Here is a 16,136-nt window from a genome sequence, read left to right as displayed (position 1 = left end):
TCAATCCGAAGCCGGCGCGGCGGCGTCTTCGCCTTCTTCGCGTTCCTCCCCATCGCGCCAGCCGCGCAGCCGCCGGTAGAGCGTGCCGCGCGACACGTTCAGTTGCCGCGCCGCCTGCGACACATTGCCGCCGTGCGCCGCGAGCGTGTCCTCGATCAGCTTGCGGCTGTGCGCGCGCAGCGTTTCTGCGTGCGCGGCGTGCGCGGCGTGCGCGGCGTGCGCCACGGGCGCGCTGTCGCCGCCGCTTGCGCCGGCCTCGGCGGCCATCGCATGCGCGCCGCGTTCGATGCCGATCGGTGCCGCCTCGCCCGGCATCGCCACCGCGTGCCGAAAGTCCACGCCGTCCGAGCCCTTCAGGTGCGCCTGCACCCACACGCCCAGGCCGCTCGCCAGCCGCAGGGGCTGCGCCGCCTCGCATCGGCCGGGCCGTCCCAGCCGCAGCAGGCTCGCCAGGTCGTGCCCCAGCAGGCATTCGACGTCGCGCTCGTGCGCCGCCTCGGGCAGCCGCCCCAGCAGCCGCGCGCCCGCGTTGTTGAGCCATGCGATGGTGCCGTCGGGCGCGATGCCCGCCAGGGCTTCGAGCGGCGTGCCCAGCAGCGTGGGGCTGGCCTGGAAACGCAGGATCAGGTGGTCGCGCGACTGCGCCTGCAGCAGCCGGTTCTCGATGGTCGTGGCATAGAGCGCCACCACCGACGCCGCGTCGAAGCCGAAGCGCCGCGCCTCGGCCGTGAGGTCGAGCACGCCGGCGAGCTGCCCGTTCACGCCGCGGATCGGCGCGGCCGCGCACTGCATGTGGCACAGCACGTCGAAGTAGTGCTCCGCGCCGTCCACCGTGCAGGCCTGGCCGGTGCTCGCCACGATGCCCGGCGCGGTGGTGCCGACGATGCGCTCGGAAATGTTCACGCCCACGCGCGCCGTCTTGCGCAGCACCGGCTGGTGCGCGGCGGCGGGCTGGTCGGTGACGTGCACCACCACGCCTTCGCTGTCGGTCAGGATCACGCGGCAGTCGGTGCCCGCGAGCATGTTTTCCATCTGCGCGAGTTCTTGCCGCGCCACCTCGAGCAGCTCGCGGTTGCGCGCCAGCGTGGCATGCAGCCGGCTCGGTGTGACGGCGTCGAAGGGCACGATGCGCTGGCGGTCGGCGTGCGTTCGGCTGCAGCGCAGCCACGACTGGATCACCGCCTCGCCCACGAGGCCCGAGGGGCGCACGCCTTCCTCGAAGAACTGTTGCCGCGCGAGCGCCACGCGCTGCGCCGGCGTGCTGGCAAAGAGCTGGCGCGGCGCATCCGCCGTGCCGATTCTGTCGAGGGCCATGGGTTCGTTGCCTCCCGGTTCGGGACCAGCGTCGAATGTGTTCCGCAATGGAACATCGCCGGACTGGGGAAATCCCCAAGATGAAGGCAAGGCCCGCGCGAACGATCCTTGCGGCACAAAGGAGACCTGCGATGACAAAAACACCCACCGGGCTGCTCGTGCTCGCCGGCGCATTGCTGTGCCTGGGCGCATCGACCGCGGCCACGGCCCAGAATGCCCAGGACCGGGCCGCTGCCGCCACGAAACGCGTCGACGGCGGCTTCATCCGTGCCAATGCGGCGCAGAAGAAAACCCCCGACTGGCCCAGCGTCGGCCTCGACTACGCCGAGTCGCGCTTCAGCAGGCTCGACCAGGTGAACGCGGCCAACGTGAAGGACCTGGGGCTGGTCTGGTCTTACAACCTCGAGTCGACCCGCGGCGTGGAGGCCACGCCGCTGGTGGTGGACGGCATCATGTACGTCACCGCCTCGTGGAGCGTGGTGCACGCCATCGACACCCGCACCGGGCAGAAGCTGTGGACCTTCGATCCGCAGGTCGACAAATCGAAAGGCTACAGGGGCTGCTGCGACGTGGTGAACCGCGGCGTGGCGCTCTACGAGGGCAAGGTCTACGTGGCGGCCTATGACGGCCGCCTGATCGCGCTCGACGCGGCCACGGGCCAGACGGTGTGGGAGAAGAACACGCTCGACGGCCAGAAGGGCAGCTACACCATCACTGGCGCGCCCCGCGTGTTCAAGGGCAAGGTCATCATCGGCAACGGCGGCGCCGAGTACGGCGTGCGCGGCTTCGTGACCGCCTACGACGCGAAGACCGGCGACCAGAAGTGGCGCTGGTTCGTGGTGCCCGGCGACCCGGGCAAGCCCTTCGAGGACGCATCGATGGCGCGCGCCGCCAAGACCTGGGACCCGAGCGGCAAGTACTGGGAGGCCGGCGGCGGCGGCACCGCATGGGACAGCTTCGCCTTCGACCCCGAGCTCAACCTGATGTACGTGGGCACCGGCAACGGCTCGCCGTGGTCGCACAAGGCGCGCAGCCCCAAGGGCGGCGACAACCTCTACCTGGGCTCGGTGGTGGCGCTGGACCCGGACACCGGCAAGTACAAGTGGCACTACCAGGAGACGCCCGGCGACAACTGGGACTACACCTCCACGCAGTCGATGATCCTGGCCGACATGAAGGTGGACGGCAAGCCGCGCAAGGTGCTGCTGCATGCGCCGAAGAACGGCTTCTTCTTCGTCATCGACCGCACCAACGGCAAGTTCATCTCGGCGAAGAACTTCACCGAAGTGAACTGGGCCACCGGCTACGACAAGAACGGCCGGCCCGACGTGGTGGCGTCCGCGCGCGACGGCACCAGGCCCAACGACGCCATCCCCGGCCCCTTCGGCGCGCACAACTGGCACCCGATGTCGTTCAACCCGCAGACCGGCCTGGCCTACCTGCCCTCGCAGCACGTGCCGATCAACCTGATGGACGACAAGGACTGGAAGTTCAACGAGGACGTGCCCGGGCGCCCGCATTCCGCGCTGGGATGGAACACGGCCAAGTTCGCCAACGCCGAGCCGCCCAAGAGCAAGCCCTCGGGCCGGCTGGTGGCGTGGGACCCGGTGACGCAGAAGGAGGCCTGGGGCGTGGACTACGTGTCGCCCTGGAACGGCGGCACGCTCACCACCGCCGGCAACCTGGTGTTCCAGGGCACGGCCGACGGCCGCCTGCTGGCCTACAACGCCAAGACCGGCGAGAAGCTCTGGGAAACGCCCACCGGCACCGGCGTGGTGGCGGCGCCCTCGACCTACATGGTCGACGGCAAGCAGTACGTGTCGGTGGCCGTGGGCTGGGGCGGCGTGTACGGCCTGGCGCAGCGCGCCACCGAGAAGCAGGGCCCGGGCACGGTCTACACCTTCGCGGTGGGCGGCACCGCCAAGATGCCGGACTTCGTGCAGTACCGCATGGACAAGCTGGTGCAGGGCGTGAAGTACGACCCCGCCAAGGTCCAGGCCGGCACCATGCTGTACGTGAGCAACTGCGTGTTCTGCCACGGCGTGCCGGGCGTGGACCGCGGCGGCAACATTCCCAACCTCGGCTACATGGACGCGGCCTACATCGAGAACCTGGACAAGTTCATCCTCAAGGGCCCGGCCATGGCGCGCGGCATGCCGGACTTCACGGGCAAGCTCTCGGGCGACGACATCGAGAGCATCAAGGCCTTCATCCAGGGAACGGCGGACGCCGTGCGGCCGAAGTAGAAAAACGCGTGGACCTGGAAGAACGCCGGCGAGCATCCACAAAAAAGCCGCCTGGCCCCGGGGGGCTCAGGCGGCCTTGCGGCTGCGCGTGTGGAAGACTGTCGATCAGTCGGCGTACACGCCCGCGGCCTTGATGATCGGGCCCCACTTGGCGATTTCGGCCGAGACGAACTTCTTGTGGTCCGCCGGCTGGGTGCGGCTGTCGGTGGTGATCACCGCGCCCAGCGCCTCTTCACGCTTGATGAAGCCCGGGTCCTTCATGGCGGCGTTGATGGCCTCGTTGAGCTTCTTCAGCACCGGTGCCGGCGTGCCCTTGGGGGCGTACACGCCGTGCCAGATCGACACTTCGAAGCCCTTGACGCCCGCTTCCTGGAGCGTGGGCAGGTCCTTCAGGGCCGGCGTGGTCAGGCGCTTGGCCGTGGTCACGGCGTAGGCCTTGACCTTCTTGGCCTCGATCTGCGAGGTGGTGTTGGTGGTCTGGTCGCACAGCAGGTCGATCTGGCCGCCCAGCAGGTCGGCGATGGCGGGTGCCGTGCCCTTGTAGGGAACCGGCGTCATCTCGACCTTCAGCGCGCTCTGGAACAGCAGGCCGCACAGGTGGGACGCGGCGCCCAGGCCGGCGTTGCCCAGGTTGATCTTGCCCTTGTTGGCTTCGATCCAGGCGGTCAGTTCCTTGTAGTTGTTGGCCGGCAGCGTGGGCTTGCCGATGAGCGTCATGGGCACTTCGTTGACCATGCCCAGGTACTCGAAGTCGGTCTCGACGTTGAAGGGCAGCTTGCGGTAGAGCGCCGGCATGGTCGACATGCCGATGTGGTTCAGCAGCAGCGTGTAGCCGTCGGGGTTGGCGCGCGCCACCTTGGCCGTGCCGATGGAGCTGCCCGCACCGGCGGTGTTGTCCACCACGATCGTCGTGCCGAGCGTCTTCTGCATGGCTTCCGCCAGGTCGCGCGCGACACGGTCGGTCGGGCCGCCGGCCGCGAAAGGCACCACGAGCGTGACGGTCTTGCCCGCAGGGAAGTCCTGGGCGTGGGCTCCGGCAGCTGCGGCGGCAATCGCCGCGAGGGCGAACAGTTTCTTCATGGGGTCTCCGATTTCCGTGATGGGGGTGTCAAACGGCCGCGATCTTATCGGCTGACCACGACCTGACCTATAGCGAATAGCCCTTAGAGCTGCATCGAAATCTGCACGGTGCTGGGGCATGATCGACGCCTGCAGGCCGCGCCGGGGGGCGCGCAAAAAGAACCACAAACCAAGCGGTCTTCCAGGCCGCAACGAGGAGGAAATTCCAATGGATCCATGGGTCTATCCGCGCGAGCGCTGGCTCGGCAACATCACGCTGTGGCTCGGCCTGCTGGTCTGGCTGCTGCTGGTCGTCGGCACGCTGGGCATCGCGCTGGTCTACGTGCTGCTGGGCTTCATCGGCTATGTGTTCGCACAGTCGGCCGTCATCGCCTGGATCAAGGGCACGGGCGTGAAGCTCTCGCCCACCCAGCTGCCCGAGCTGCATGCGCGCTTCGAGGCGTGCTGCGGCTTCCTGGGCATCGAGAAGCCGCCCGAGGCCTACCTGCTGCATGGCGACGGCATGTTCAACGCCTTCGCCACGCGCTTCTTCGGTCGCAACTTCGTGGTGTTGCTGTCCGACGTGGTCGACGCCATGGAGCGGCAGCCCGACGGCGTCAATTTCTATATCGGCCATGAGCTCGGCCACATCCGGCGCGGCCACCTCACGGGCCACATCTGGCGCGCCCCCGTGCTGTGGCTGCCGCTGCTGGGCGCGGCCTATGCGCGCGCCAAGGAATACACCTGCGACCTGCACGGCGAGGCCTGCTGCGAAGAGCCAGACTCCGCGCCGCGCGCGCTCGTGGCGCTGGCTGCCGGCGCGCACCAGTGGCGCAACGTCAACCTGCAGGCCTATGCGGCGCAGTCGGCGGGCAACAGCGGCTTCTGGGCCTCGTTCCACGAGCTGATCGCCGGCTACCCCTGGCTCACCAAGCGCGTGGCGCGCGTGCTCGACCGGGAAGCGCGGCTTCCCAGCCGCAACCCGCTGGCCTATTTGCTGGCGATCTTCGTGCCCTACACCGGGCGTGCCGGCGGTGGCGCCCTCGGCGCGCTGATCACGGTGGCCGTCATCGGCGTGCTCGCGGCCGTGGCCATTCCGGCCTACCAGGAGTACACGAGCCGCGCGGTCGTGGCGCAGGCCTGGTACGAAGGCGCTTCGGTGCGCGAGGCGCTTGGCAACTACTACACCGAGAAGGAAGAGACGCCCGAGTCCCTGGCCGCAGCCCGCCTGCCCGACACGCTGCCCGGCGGTGCCACCCTCACGCTCGACCCGCAGAGCATGGTCGTCGAGGCGACCCTGCCCAAAGGCGTGAAGGGCACCCTGCGCATGGAGCCCTCGGAGGCCGACAGCGGCATCGCCTGGCACTGCGTGGCGGGCGACGACCTGCCGGAGAAGGCGCTGCCCAAGGGCTGCTGCAAGTAGGGTTTCAGGGTTCGGGCCTGCCCGTCGATTTGTCCGACAGGCGGACCCGGCGCAGGACGATGCGGCTCGCGAGGGCGGGGCTTAGGGTGTGTCTTCATTGCCATGAAACCACCAACCCAGGAGTGAATACCCATGCCCATCACCTCATCTTCCCTCGACGGAATGAAGGTCGCCATCCTCGTGTCGGACGGCTTCGAGCAGGTCGAGATGACCGACCCGCGCAAGGCGCTGGACGCCGCCGGCGCGCAGACGCAGATCGTCTCCCCCATGGACGGCAGCGTGCGCGGCTGGCATCACCACGACCAGGCCGACAGTTTCGCGGTCGACGTGCCGCTGCAGAGCGCCAGCGCGGAAGACTTCGACGCCCTGCTGCTGCCGGGTGGCGTCGTCAATCCCGATGCGCTGCGCATCGACGAGAAGGCCGTTGCCTTCGTGCGGGCCTTCTTGGACGCGGGCAAGCCCATCGCCGCCATCTGCCACGGACCGTGGACCCTCATCGACGCGGGCGGCGTCCAGGGCCGGCACATGACCTCGTGGCCATCGCTGCGCGCCGACCTGCAGAACGCGGGTGCGACCTGGAGCGACCAGGACGTGGTGGTCGATCACCTGCTCGTGACCAGCCGCAAGCCCGACGACCTGCCGGCCTTCAACCGCGAGATGACGAAGCTCTTCGAAGTGGCGCACGAGGCTCAGCTTCAGTGACCGCGGCGGCAGGCCCGGTGTAGCGCGCGCGGGGGCGTATCAACTGCCCCGTGGCCTGCTGCTCCAGTACATGGGCCGTCCAGCCGACGCTGCGTGCCAGCGCGAACAGGACGAGCGGTGCGCCCGCGGGCAGCCTGTGGACGGCCGCCATGGCGGCGAGTGCGAAGTCGATGTTGACGGCCTCGCCCAACAGCTTCTGCCCGATGGCGCGCAACTCGGTGAACGCCGCGGGCAGCTCGATGCCGGCGAGCAGTGCGCCGCAGCGCACGTCGCCGTTCGGATAGAGCGGATGACCGAAGGCCACCAACGGCCTGTCGTGCGCGAGCCATTCGCGCACGGCGGCCTCGGTGCCGATGGCTGCCGCGTTGCGCATCAGCGCTTGCACCGCGGCGGAAGCGCCACCGTGCAGCGGGCCCGTCAATGTCGACAGGCCCGTGAGCAGGCAGGCGGCCACCGAAGCACCGGTCGATGCGGTCACGCGCGCCGCGAAGGTGGACGCGTTGAGTTCATGGTCGGCCAGCAGCACCAGTGCGCGGCGCAGGTCGTCCGCTGCGCGCGGGCGCCGCCATGCGTTGGCCATGCGCAGGTGCAGCGGCATCGCGCGCGCAGGCGCGGGGGCGGCGACCAGCAGTGCATCGGCCAGCGTGCCGATGACGTCGGCCGCCTCGGCTTGCAGCGCGGCGCGCGAGCGGCCGCGCGTGGGGAGGTCGGTGGTGGCGCGCGATGCGAGCGCCACCAGGCCGGCCTGGAGCGGCGCCGAGTCCTTCGGTGCCGGCGCCGCAGGCGTGGCGGCGGCAAAGCTCACCACCGCGCTCTCCCACAACACCCCGGCAACCTCTTCCAGCGTGGCGCGTTCGGCCAGCTCGCATGCATCCTGCCCCCGGTAGAGCAGCCGTCCGCCGGCCACCGTGGACACACCCGACGCCAGCACCGGCTCCCCCCACTGGATCGCTTCGCTGGCCACCGTCTCGGTGCTGCGTCGCCCGCGCGTGCGCGCCGCAATGCGCTGCACGTCGTCGCGGTGGTAGAGGCTGCGACGCGGGTCCGTCGCATCGGGCTTGGCGCGGATGCGCCCGCGGCTCACGCTGGCGTAGAGCGTCTGCGGGCGGACCTGCATCAGTTCGAGGGCGTCGGCGGCGGGCAGCCAGAGCGGTGCTTTCGTCAAGGTCATGTTGACAGAATAGATCAAGATTGACGTCAATATCCGAAGCGACAGAATCCATCGCATCGTGACAAACCCAGGAGCAAAGACGATGAACGAAGACGATGGCGGCCTCGAAGGCGTGGTGGCCGCGCGCACGGTGCTGTCCGAGGTGGACGGTGCCGCCGGCCGGCTGGTGATCCGCGGGCATGAGCTCGACGAGATCGCGCAACGCTGGCGCTATGAAGACGTGGTCGCGCTGCTGTTCGACGGCTTCTTCGACACGCCGCCGCCCGCCGACGGCCTGCGTGCCGCCATCGGCCGCGCACGCCGCGAAGCCTTCGAGCGCCTGCAACCCAACGACGACGCCGTGCTGCGCCGCATGCCGCCCATCGAGGCCGTGCGCGCGCTGCTCGCGCGCCTGCCCGACGGCGACGACCTGCCCACCGCCCTGCGCCTGGTGGCCGCACCCGCCGTCTACACCGCAGCCGTCATGCGCTGGCGCCTGGGCGTGCAGGCGCTCGCGCCCGACGAGGCCCTGCCGCACGCCACCGACATGCTGCGCATGCTGCACGGCCGCATGCCCGCGCCCGTGCAGGCCGCCGCGCTCGACACCTACCTCGTCACCGTGTGCGACCACGGGCTCAACGCCTCGACCTTCGCCGCACGCGTGGTGGCATCGACCGGCGCGGGGCTCGCCTCGGCCGTGCTCGCGGGCATCAGCGCGCTCAAGGGCCCGCTGCATGGCGGCGCACCCGGACCGGTGCTCGACGCGCTGGACGCCATCGGCACGGCCGCCAACGCGCGCCCCTGGCTGGAGGAGGCGGTGGCCGGCGGACAGCGGCTGATGGGCTTCGGCCACCGCATCTACCGCGTGCGCGATCCGCGCGCCGACGCGCTCAAGGGGGCGCTGCGCAGGCTGGGCGACGAAGGCAGCGTCAACGTCGCACGCTTCGCGCTGGCCGAGGCGGCCGAACAGGCCGCGCTCGCGATCCTGCGCGAGACCAAGCCCGGCCGCGCGCTGGAGACCAACGTCGAGTTCTACACGGCGCTGCTGCTCGAGGCCCTGGGCTTCGGCCGCGAGAGCTTCACCTGCGTGTTCGCCGCGGGCCGCGTGGGCGGCTGGCTGGCGCATGCGCGCGAGCAGGTGAAGAAGGGGCGGCTGATCCGGCCGCAGTCGGTGTATGTGGGCCCCGCACCCAGGGAGGCGGCCGAAGCCGCGCTCGCGCACTGAGCCTGCACGGCGCGCGCGCCGTCATCCGATACCCTCGCTGTCTTCGCATGCCGCTGCGGCATGCGCGAATCAACGAAAGTACTCCGATATGACGGCGAATCCCTCCCTGCAACGCGCACTGCGCCTGCCCCGCGACTTCGCGCTCATCGCGGTGGGCCTGGACGCGGTCATGTTCGTCATCAACATGGCCCTGCTGCTGGCGCCTTCCACGCCCGAGGCCGAGCAGATGCGCGGCGCGTACACCATGCCCGGCGTCTGGGTCACGCTGCTCGCGGGCATGGCGATGTCCTGGCTGCTGGCCGCGGCGCTGTCGTGGAGCCACGGGCGCCATGCGCTCGAGCGCCAGGGCGCGGCCCGCGTGGCCCTGGCCCACGATGCGCGGCTGCGCTTCGGCGGTGTGTGGGTGCTGGCGATGGTGCTGAACTACTACGCGCTGACCCCGTTGTTCTACGAGCTCCAGGTGATGTTCATGCCGGGCGGCCGGCTGGAGGGCGTCTTCGCCTATTCGCCTCGCATGTACATGGGCGTGGCCATGATGCTGCAGTCGCTGGTGCAGATGGTGGTGCTGGTGCTCGGCCTGTGGCTGGCGGCACGCATCGCGCTGATGAAGAGCCGCGTTGCAGGGGCACCCGCGCAGGAAGAGGGCGCAGCCGGGGAGCCGGTCCCCGGGGCGCCGCGCCGCGCCGTCGCGCTGCTGGTGGGCGCGCTCTTCGCGGCGCTGCAGCTTTGGAGCGGCCTGGCCGTGGCACGCTGGGCGCCGCCGTCCAGCGACCTGGGCGTGGGCATGCTGCTGCTGACCTGGGTGCTGCCGGCCCTCGTGACCTTCGCGCTCGCGGCCTGGGGCGGCTGGCTCGGCACGCGGCCCGGGCTGTTGCTCGCGCGCCCGTTCAGGGCCGTGGCGGCCGCGGTGTCGGCCTTCCTGCTGGTGCAGGTGAGCTGCATCGCGGTGGCGCTCGCATGGCTGTTCGTGGCCGCGAAGACCTCGTTCAGCTTCTACAGCGGGGGCGGCATCATCGGCTTCGTGCTGGCCGTGGTGCTGCTCTACACGGCGATGGCGGTCGTGCTTGCGCGCGCCGCCACGCGCGTGCTGTACCGCCGCTACTTGTAGCTGCGCGCGTCCTCGATCACCTTGCCGTCGTTGGGCAGGCTGCCCGGCGCCACCAGCTCGATGGTGCCGCGCAGCTTGGTCACTTCGCGCACCGCATCGGCAATGCGTGTGTCGAGTCCTTCGGGCGCGCCTGCGCATTCGAGCCTGAAGGTCATCCGGTCGTCGCCCATCTCGCCCGACACCACGAGCCGTGCGCGCTGCACTTCGGGAAAGCGCCGCACGACCTGCGCCACCTGCGAGGGGTGGACGAACATGCCGCGCACCTTGGTGGTCTGGTCGGCGCGCCCGAGCCAGCCCTTGATGCGCCGGTTGGTGCGCCCGGTGGGGCAGGTGCCCGCGAGCACGGCCGACAGGTCGCCGGTGCCGAAGCGCACCAGCGGGTAGTCGGGGTTGAAGGTGGTCACGACGACCTCGCCCACTTCACCGTCGGGCACCGGGTCGCCGGTGCCGGGCCGCACGATCTCGACCAGCACCCCTTCGTCGATCACCAGGCCTTCGCGCGCGCTGGTCTCGTACGCGATCAGGCCGAGGTCGGCGGTGGCATAGCACTGCGTGCCCTTCACGCCGTGCGCGGCGATCCAGTCGTGCAGGCTGGGCGGAAAGGCTTCGCCGGAGACCAGCGCCTTGGTGAGCGAGGGCAGCGTCAGCCCTTTTTCCTCGGCCTTCTCCAGCAGGATCTTCAGGAAGCTCGGCGTGCCCGCATAGCCGTCGGGCTTGAGGTCGGCCATGGCTTCGAGCTGCTGTTCGGTCTGGCCGGTGCCGCCCGCGAACACGCTGCAGCCCATGGCATGCGCGCCGCTTTCCATGATGGAGCCGGCGGGTGTCATGTGGTAGCTGAAGCTGTTGTGGATCAGCTCGCCGCCCCGAAAGCCCGCCGCATGCAGCGCGCGCGCCGTGCGCCAGTAGTCGCGCGCCTCGCCTTCGGGTTCGTAGATGGTGCCGGGGCTCGCGAACACGCGCGGCATGCGCGGCCCGCGCACGATGGACGAGAACCCGCCGAAGGGATCGTCGGCGCGGCGCGCCTTCTGCAGCTCGAGCAATTCCGATTTGCGCGTGACCGGCAGTCTGGCGAGTGCCTCGCGCGTGGTGATGTCCGCGGGCTTGACGCCGTCGAGGATCTTCGTGAACGCGGGTGCGGCGCTCTGGGCCTGCGCGATCTGCCTGGGCAGCGCGGCCAGCAGGTCGCGTTCGCGCTCCGCGGGGTCGCGGATCTCGAGGTGGTCGTAGTGGTCGGTCATGTCCGGACCCTTCATCAATCGATTCGTTGTCTGTGGGGTGGGGACTTCAGGCCAGCCAGCGCTTGCGCCGCTTGTAGCTCTTCACGTCGCGGAAGCTCTTGCGGTCCGCGCCGCCGACGCCGAGGTAGAACTCCTTCACGTCCTCGTTCTCGCGCAGGCTCTTCGCCTCGCCGTCCATCACGATGCGGCCGTTCTCCAGGATGTAGCCGTAGTCGGCGTAGCGCAGCGCCATGTTGGTGTTCTGCTCGGCCAGCAGGAAGGTCACGCGCTCCTTGGTATTGAGGTCCTTCACGATCTCGAACACCTCCTCGACGATCTGCGGCGCCAGGCCCATCGAGGGCTCGTCGAGCAGCACCATGGTCGGGTTGGCCATCAGCGCGCGCCCGATGGCGCACATCTGCTGCTCGCCGCCCGAGGTGTAGGCCGCCTGGGACGTGCGCCGCGTCTTCAGGCGCGGGAAATACGCGTACACCTTGTCCAGCGTCTGCTGCACCGCGGCCTTGCCGTCGGTGCGCGTGTAGGCGCCCGTCATCAGGTTCTCCTCGATGGTCAGGTGCGCAAAGCAGTGGCGGCCTTCCATCACCTGGATCAGTCCGCGCTTGACCAGTTCGGCCGGCGACAGCGCCTCGATGCGGTCGCCGCGCAGCTCGATGGTGCCCTTGGTCACGGCGCCGCGTTCGCCCGCGAGCAGGTTGCTCACCGCGCGCAGCGTGGTCGTCTTGCCCGCGCCGTTGCCGCCGAGCAGGGCCACGATGCCGCCTTCGGGCACCGAGAGCGACACGCCCTTGAGCACCAGGATCACGTGGTTGTAGATGACCTCGATGCCGTTGACGTTGAGAAGGATGTTGGGTTCGCTCATGGTGTGGTCCGAAGCATTCGAAAGAACAGCAGCGCAGTTCTTTCGGATGCCTGCTTGGCCCGCCTCCCTTCAGGTAACACCGCGGAACCGGCTTTGCCGGGCCGCAGGTGTTGCCCCCTGAAAGGGGGTTGGCGAAGCGACACGAAGTGCGCGAAGACTGGGGGTCAGCTCAAGATTGGCAATCCGCTGCCTCGCGGCGCGTCAGCTTCTTTTCGGTCGCGTACTTGTCGGCCGCGGTCTTCGCCATCGGCTTGATGATCTGCTCGTCGGCCTGGTACCACTCGGGCGCGATGTTCCACTTGGCGCCGTCCCAGGTTTCCATGCGCGCCCAGGTCGAGCCGATGTGGTCCTGGCATGAGGTGCTCACCGGGCGCATCACACCGGCGAAGCCCAATGCGTCGAGCTTCTTCTGGTCGAGCGCCAGGTTCTCCAGGCCCCAGCGCACCTGCTCGCCGGTCATGACCTTGCCCTTGCCGAAGCGCTCCTGCGCACGCTTGACCGCCTCGACGCCGAGCATCGAGATGATCGCGCCGCGCGTGTAGAGCACCGAGCCCACTTCGTCCTTCGGACCGGTGCCCTGTCCCTTGTCGTGCACCTGCTTCAGGATGTCCTGGATCACCTTGTTCTCGGTGCCCGAGCCGTTGAGCGCCAGCGCGTTGTAGCCCTTGGCGTTGGCGCCCACGTCCTTCACGTCGGGCTCGGCACCGGCCCACCACACGCCATACATCTTCTCGCGCGGGAAGCCGGTGGCCACGGCCTCCTTGAGGGCGGTGGAATTCATCACGCCCCAGCCCCACAGCAGCACGAAGTCGGGCCGTTGCTGGCGCACCTGCAACCAGGCGGACTTCTGTTCCACGCCCGGTGCGGTCACCGGAATGAGCGACAGGTCGAAGCCGTGCATCTTGGCGCGCTCCTGCAGCAGCGGGATCGGCTCCTTGCCGAACGGCGAGTCGTGATAGACCAGCGCGATCTTCTTGCCCTTGAGCTTGTCCAGGCCGCCTTCTTTCTTGCCCAGGTGCTGGATCAGGATGTCGGCCGCGGTCCAGTAGCTGCCCATGAGTGGAAAGTTCCACTTGAACACGCCCCCGTCCTGCGAGGCCGCAAGGCCGTAGCCCAGCGTGACCAGCGGGATCTTGTCGGCGAGCACCTTGTCGGTCAGCGCAAAGGTGATGCCGGTGGCCTGCGGGTCGAACAACGCAACGCCGGGGCGGCCCTTCAGGCGCTCGTAGCATTCCACGCCCTTGTCGGTGGCGTAGCCGGTTTCGCATTCTTCAAAAGTGATCTTCACGCCGTTGATGCCGCCCTGCGCGTTGACCAGCTTCAGGTAGTCCTGCTTGCCGTTGGCCCATGGCGTGCCGTTGGGTGCGTAGGGGCCGGTGCGGTACACCAGCAGCGGGAAGAACTGCTCCTTGGCCTGCGCGCTGGCCATCGATGGCGCGAGCATGGCGCCGAGGGTGCTGGCCACCAGGGCGGCGGTCAGAGCGAGCGATTTCAGTTTCATGCCTGTCTCCTTATGTGGGCACCTCGGTGCCGGGTTTTTTACGAACGAACGGGAACGCTGGAAACGAATCAATGCGGGAAGGGCCAGAGGTGCAGCTTCTCCTTGGCCGTGGACCACAGCCGCGCGAGGCCGTGCGGCTCGACGATCAAAAAGAACACGATCAGCGCGCCGAAGATCATGGTCTCCAGGTGGGAGGCCAGCGCGGTGGAAATCGAAAAGCCCAGCCACGCGGGCAGCTGGTTCAGAAAGAGCGGCAGCAGCACGATGAAGGCGGCGCCGAAGAAGCTGCCCATGATCGAGCCGAGCCCGCCGATGATCACCATGAACAGCAGCTGGAACGAGCGGTCGATGCTGAACGCCGCCGGCTCCCACGCGCCCAGGTGAATGAAGCCCCACAGCGCGCCGGCCACCCCGACGATGAAGCTGCTGACCGCAAAGGCCGTGAGCTTGGCGTACACCGGGCGAATGCCGATCACCGCCGCGGCCACGTCCATGTCGCGCATGGCCATCCACTCGCGGCCGATGGCGCTGCGCACCAGGTTCTTGGCGAGCAGGGCGAACACGACCACGAAGCTCAGGCAGAACAGGTACTTCTGGATCGGCGACTCGATCGGCATGCCGAACACGTTGAGCCCCGCGACGCTCACCGAGCCCGAGGAAGAATTGTTGGTGAACCACTGGATGCGCAGGAACGCCCAGTCGGTGAAGAACTGCGCCGCGAGCGTGGCCACCGCGAGGTACAGGCCCTTGATGCGCAAGCTCGGAATGCCGAAGAGCACGCCGATCACCGTGGCGCACAGGCCGCCCAGCAGCAGCGAGGCGATGAGCGGCATGCCCTCGATGCGCACCTGGAAGTTGTAGGCCGCATAGGCGCCCACCGCCATGAAGGCGCCGGTGCCCAGCGAGATCTGGCCGCAATAGCCCACCAGGATGTTCAGGCCCAGCGCGGCCAGCGAAAGAATGAGGAAGGGCGTGAGGATGGCGCGCATCCAGTAGTCCGACACGCCCAGCGGCACCACGATGAATGCCACGAGCAGCAGCACCAGCATTGCGATGCGGTCCTGCGCGATCGGGAAGATCTGTTGATCGGCCCGGTAGCTCGACTTGAACTGGCCGTTTTCTCTATAAAACATATCAATGCCCGTCCGGCCGCCCGAAGGGCATTGAGCGCCCCCTCGGGGGGCAGCGATACACGAAGTGATGAGCGTGGGGGCTTTTCATTTCAGACCCGATCGATGATTTTTTCGCCGAACAGGCCCTGCGGACGAACCAGCAGGAAGACCAGTGCGAGCACGTACGCGAACCAGATCTCGATGCCGCCACCGAGCATCGGGCCGAGATAGATTTCAGACAGCTTCTCGCCGACGCCGATCAAGAGGCCGCCGATGATGGCGCCGGGTATCGAGGTGAGTCCGCCCAGGATCACCACCGGCAGCGCCTTCAGCGCCACCAGCGACAGCGAGAACTGCACGCCCAGCTTCGACCCCCAGATGATCCCGGCCACCAGCGCCGAGAAGCCGGCCACCGACCACACGATCACCCAGATGCGCTGGAGCGGAATGCCGATGGACTGCGCCGCCTGGTGGTCGTCGGCCACTGCGCGCAGCGCCCGGCCCGTGGCGGTCTTCTGGAAGAAGATGGCCAGCACCACCACCAGGCCGGCCGCCACCAGCGCGGCGACCAGGTCTTCCTGGCTCAGCAGCAGGCCGCCTTCGAAGGTGCCCTGCAGCACCATCAGCGGCTCCTTGGGCATGCCCACGTCGATCTTGTAGATGTCGTTGCCGAAGATGGTCTGGCCCAGGCCGTCCAGGAAATAGGCGATGCCCAGCGTGGCCATCAGCAGCGTGATGCCTTCCTGGTTCACCAGCTTGCTGAGCGCGAGCCGCTCGATCAGCCAGGCCACCACGATCATCACCGCCATGGCCGCGATGAAGGCCAGGATGTTGGCGAGCACCAGGCTCTGGAAGCCGAACCACAGCGGGAACCATTCCGAGAAACGCGCCATGGCCAGCGCCGCGAACAGCACCATCGCACCCTGCGCGAAGTTGAAGACGCCCGAGGCCTTGTAGATCAGCACGAAGCCGATGGCGATCAGCGAATACAGCATGCCGACCATGAGGCCGCCGAAGAGGGTTTCGAGGAAAAAGCCCATGGTCAGTTTCTTTCTTGTTTTTCTCCCTCCCCCGCTGGGGGAGGGTTGGGGTGGGGGCACGCGGCGGTCGATGAGGCGCAGCTGCTTTGCGAGGGCTGTCGTACCCCTGTCTCTTATACACATCTCCGAGCCCACGAGACGAGTCATAGGATCGCGGTT

At 68.6% G+C, this 16,136-nt stretch carries 13 protein-coding genes; 5 read left to right on the top strand and 8 right to left on the bottom strand.

All coding sequences use genetic code 11. From position 1 onward, the window contains the following. Positions 1-1,314, bottom strand: coding sequence for a helix-turn-helix domain-containing protein (locus AC0IYU_RS30400; RefSeq protein WP_472124957.1), 1,314 nt, complete (start codon positions 1,312-1,314; stop codon positions 1-3). A 131-nt stretch (positions 1,315-1,445) separates the two neighbouring features. Here AC0IYU_RS30400 and AC0IYU_RS30395 point away from each other — a divergent pair, with 131 nt between their 5' ends. Beyond that, positions 1,446-3,560, top strand: a complete 2,115-nt coding sequence (locus tag AC0IYU_RS30395; RefSeq protein WP_472124955.1) for a PQQ-dependent dehydrogenase, methanol/ethanol family — start codon at positions 1,446-1,448, stop codon at positions 3,558-3,560. 105 nt (positions 3,561-3,665) lie between these two features. Here the strand turns inward: AC0IYU_RS30395 and AC0IYU_RS30390 are convergent, their stop codons facing one another. Beyond that, positions 3,666-4,640, bottom strand: coding sequence for a tripartite tricarboxylate transporter substrate-binding protein (locus AC0IYU_RS30390; RefSeq protein WP_472124952.1), 975 nt, complete (start codon positions 4,638-4,640; stop codon positions 3,666-3,668). Between the two features lie 208 nt (positions 4,641-4,848). Here AC0IYU_RS30390 and AC0IYU_RS30385 point away from each other — a divergent pair, with 208 nt between their 5' ends. Together AC0IYU_RS30385 and AC0IYU_RS30380 are read left to right on the top strand one after the other, a co-directional pair. Then, on the top strand, positions 4,849-6,042 hold the full coding sequence (locus AC0IYU_RS30385) for a M48 family metalloprotease (protein ID WP_472124949.1): 1,194 nt from the start codon (positions 4,849-4,851) through the stop codon (positions 6,040-6,042). Between the two features lie 132 nt (positions 6,043-6,174). Next, positions 6,175-6,744 (top strand): type 1 glutamine amidotransferase domain-containing protein, encoded by a 570-nt coding sequence (locus tag AC0IYU_RS30380; protein ID WP_472124946.1) that lies wholly within the window; start codon positions 6,175-6,177, stop codon positions 6,742-6,744. Here AC0IYU_RS30380 and AC0IYU_RS30375 read toward each other — a convergent pair. Continuing rightward, on the bottom strand, positions 6,689-7,915 hold the full coding sequence (locus AC0IYU_RS30375) for a citrate synthase (protein WP_472124943.1): 1,227 nt from the start codon (positions 7,913-7,915) through the stop codon (positions 6,689-6,691). The genes AC0IYU_RS30380 and AC0IYU_RS30375 overlap by 56 nt on opposite strands. A gap of 82 nt (positions 7,916-7,997) precedes the next feature. Here AC0IYU_RS30375 and AC0IYU_RS30370 point away from each other — a divergent pair, with 82 nt between their 5' ends. Together AC0IYU_RS30370 and AC0IYU_RS30365 are read left to right on the top strand one after the other, a co-directional pair. Continuing rightward, on the top strand, positions 7,998-9,119 hold the full coding sequence (locus AC0IYU_RS30370) for a citrate synthase/methylcitrate synthase (RefSeq protein ID WP_472124940.1): 1,122 nt from the start codon (positions 7,998-8,000) through the stop codon (positions 9,117-9,119). Between the two features lie 88 nt (positions 9,120-9,207). After that, complete coding sequence (locus tag AC0IYU_RS30365; RefSeq protein ID WP_472124937.1) at positions 9,208-10,227, top strand: hypothetical protein; 1,020 nt, start codon at positions 9,208-9,210, stop codon at positions 10,225-10,227. Here AC0IYU_RS30365 and AC0IYU_RS30360 read toward each other — a convergent pair. The 5 genes from AC0IYU_RS30360 to AC0IYU_RS30340 all read right to left on the bottom strand — a co-directional run bounded on the left by AC0IYU_RS30360 (position 10,218) and on the right by AC0IYU_RS30340 (position 15,977). Beyond that, positions 10,218-11,465, bottom strand: a complete 1,248-nt coding sequence (locus AC0IYU_RS30360) for a phenylacetate--CoA ligase family protein (protein WP_472124935.1) — start codon at positions 11,463-11,465, stop codon at positions 10,218-10,220. The two genes, AC0IYU_RS30365 and AC0IYU_RS30360, sit on opposite strands and share 10 nt — an antisense overlap. A 46-nt stretch (positions 11,466-11,511) precedes the next feature. Further along, positions 11,512-12,324, bottom strand: a complete 813-nt coding sequence (locus AC0IYU_RS30355; RefSeq protein ID WP_435487500.1) for an ABC transporter ATP-binding protein — start codon at positions 12,322-12,324, stop codon at positions 11,512-11,514. A 169-nt stretch (positions 12,325-12,493) separates the two neighbouring features. Continuing rightward, positions 12,494-13,825, bottom strand: a complete 1,332-nt coding sequence (locus tag AC0IYU_RS30350) for an ABC transporter substrate-binding protein (protein WP_472124932.1) — start codon at positions 13,823-13,825, stop codon at positions 12,494-12,496. A 68-nt stretch (positions 13,826-13,893) separates the two neighbouring features. Beyond that, the gene (locus AC0IYU_RS30345; RefSeq protein WP_472124929.1) at positions 13,894-14,958 is read right to left on the bottom strand and encodes a branched-chain amino acid ABC transporter permease; all 1,065 of its coding nucleotides are present in this window, start codon (positions 14,956-14,958) and stop codon (positions 13,894-13,896) included. An 89-nt stretch (positions 14,959-15,047) separates the two neighbouring features. Further along, a complete protein-coding gene (locus AC0IYU_RS30340; RefSeq protein WP_435437555.1) occupies positions 15,048-15,977 on the bottom strand; it encodes a branched-chain amino acid ABC transporter permease in 930 nt (309 codons plus the stop codon). Positions 15,978-16,136: the final 159 nt, after the last annotated feature.

Source organism: Variovorax sp. AC103, from assembly GCF_979254005.1.
This window is presented reverse-complemented; position numbering and strand designations above follow the sequence as displayed.

Bases quoted from the DNA above. Each gene is read 5' to 3' on its own strand.
- AC0IYU_RS30395 (WP_472124955.1), top strand. From the start codon at position 1,446: ATGACAAAAACACCCACCGGGCTGCTCGTGCTCGCCGGCGCATTGCTG.
- AC0IYU_RS30340 (WP_435437555.1), bottom strand. From the start codon at position 15,977: ATGGGCTTTTTCCTCGAAACCCTCTTCGGCGGCCTCATGGTCGGCATG.
- AC0IYU_RS30360 (WP_472124935.1), bottom strand. From the start codon at position 11,465: ATGACCGACCACTACGACCACCTCGAGATCCGCGACCCCGCGGAGCGC.
- AC0IYU_RS30380 (WP_472124946.1), top strand. From the start codon at position 6,175: ATGCCCATCACCTCATCTTCCCTCGACGGAATGAAGGTCGCCATCCTC.
- AC0IYU_RS30355 (WP_435487500.1), bottom strand. From the start codon at position 12,324: ATGAGCGAACCCAACATCCTTCTCAACGTCAACGGCATCGAGGTCATC.
- AC0IYU_RS30390 (WP_472124952.1), bottom strand. From the start codon at position 4,640: ATGAAGAAACTGTTCGCCCTCGCGGCGATTGCCGCCGCAGCTGCCGGA.
- AC0IYU_RS30400 (WP_472124957.1), bottom strand. From the start codon at position 1,314: ATGGCCCTCGACAGAATCGGCACGGCGGATGCGCCGCGCCAGCTCTTT.
- AC0IYU_RS30365 (WP_472124937.1), top strand. From the start codon at position 9,208: ATGACGGCGAATCCCTCCCTGCAACGCGCACTGCGCCTGCCCCGCGAC.
- AC0IYU_RS30385 (WP_472124949.1), top strand. From the start codon at position 4,849: ATGGATCCATGGGTCTATCCGCGCGAGCGCTGGCTCGGCAACATCACG.
- AC0IYU_RS30345 (WP_472124929.1), bottom strand. From the start codon at position 14,958: ATGTTTTATAGAGAAAACGGCCAGTTCAAGTCGAGCTACCGGGCCGAT.
- AC0IYU_RS30350 (WP_472124932.1), bottom strand. From the start codon at position 13,825: ATGAAACTGAAATCGCTCGCTCTGACCGCCGCCCTGGTGGCCAGCACC.
- AC0IYU_RS30375 (WP_472124943.1), bottom strand. From the start codon at position 7,915: ATGACCTTGACGAAAGCACCGCTCTGGCTGCCCGCCGCCGACGCCCTC.
- AC0IYU_RS30370 (WP_472124940.1), top strand. From the start codon at position 7,998: ATGAACGAAGACGATGGCGGCCTCGAAGGCGTGGTGGCCGCGCGCACG.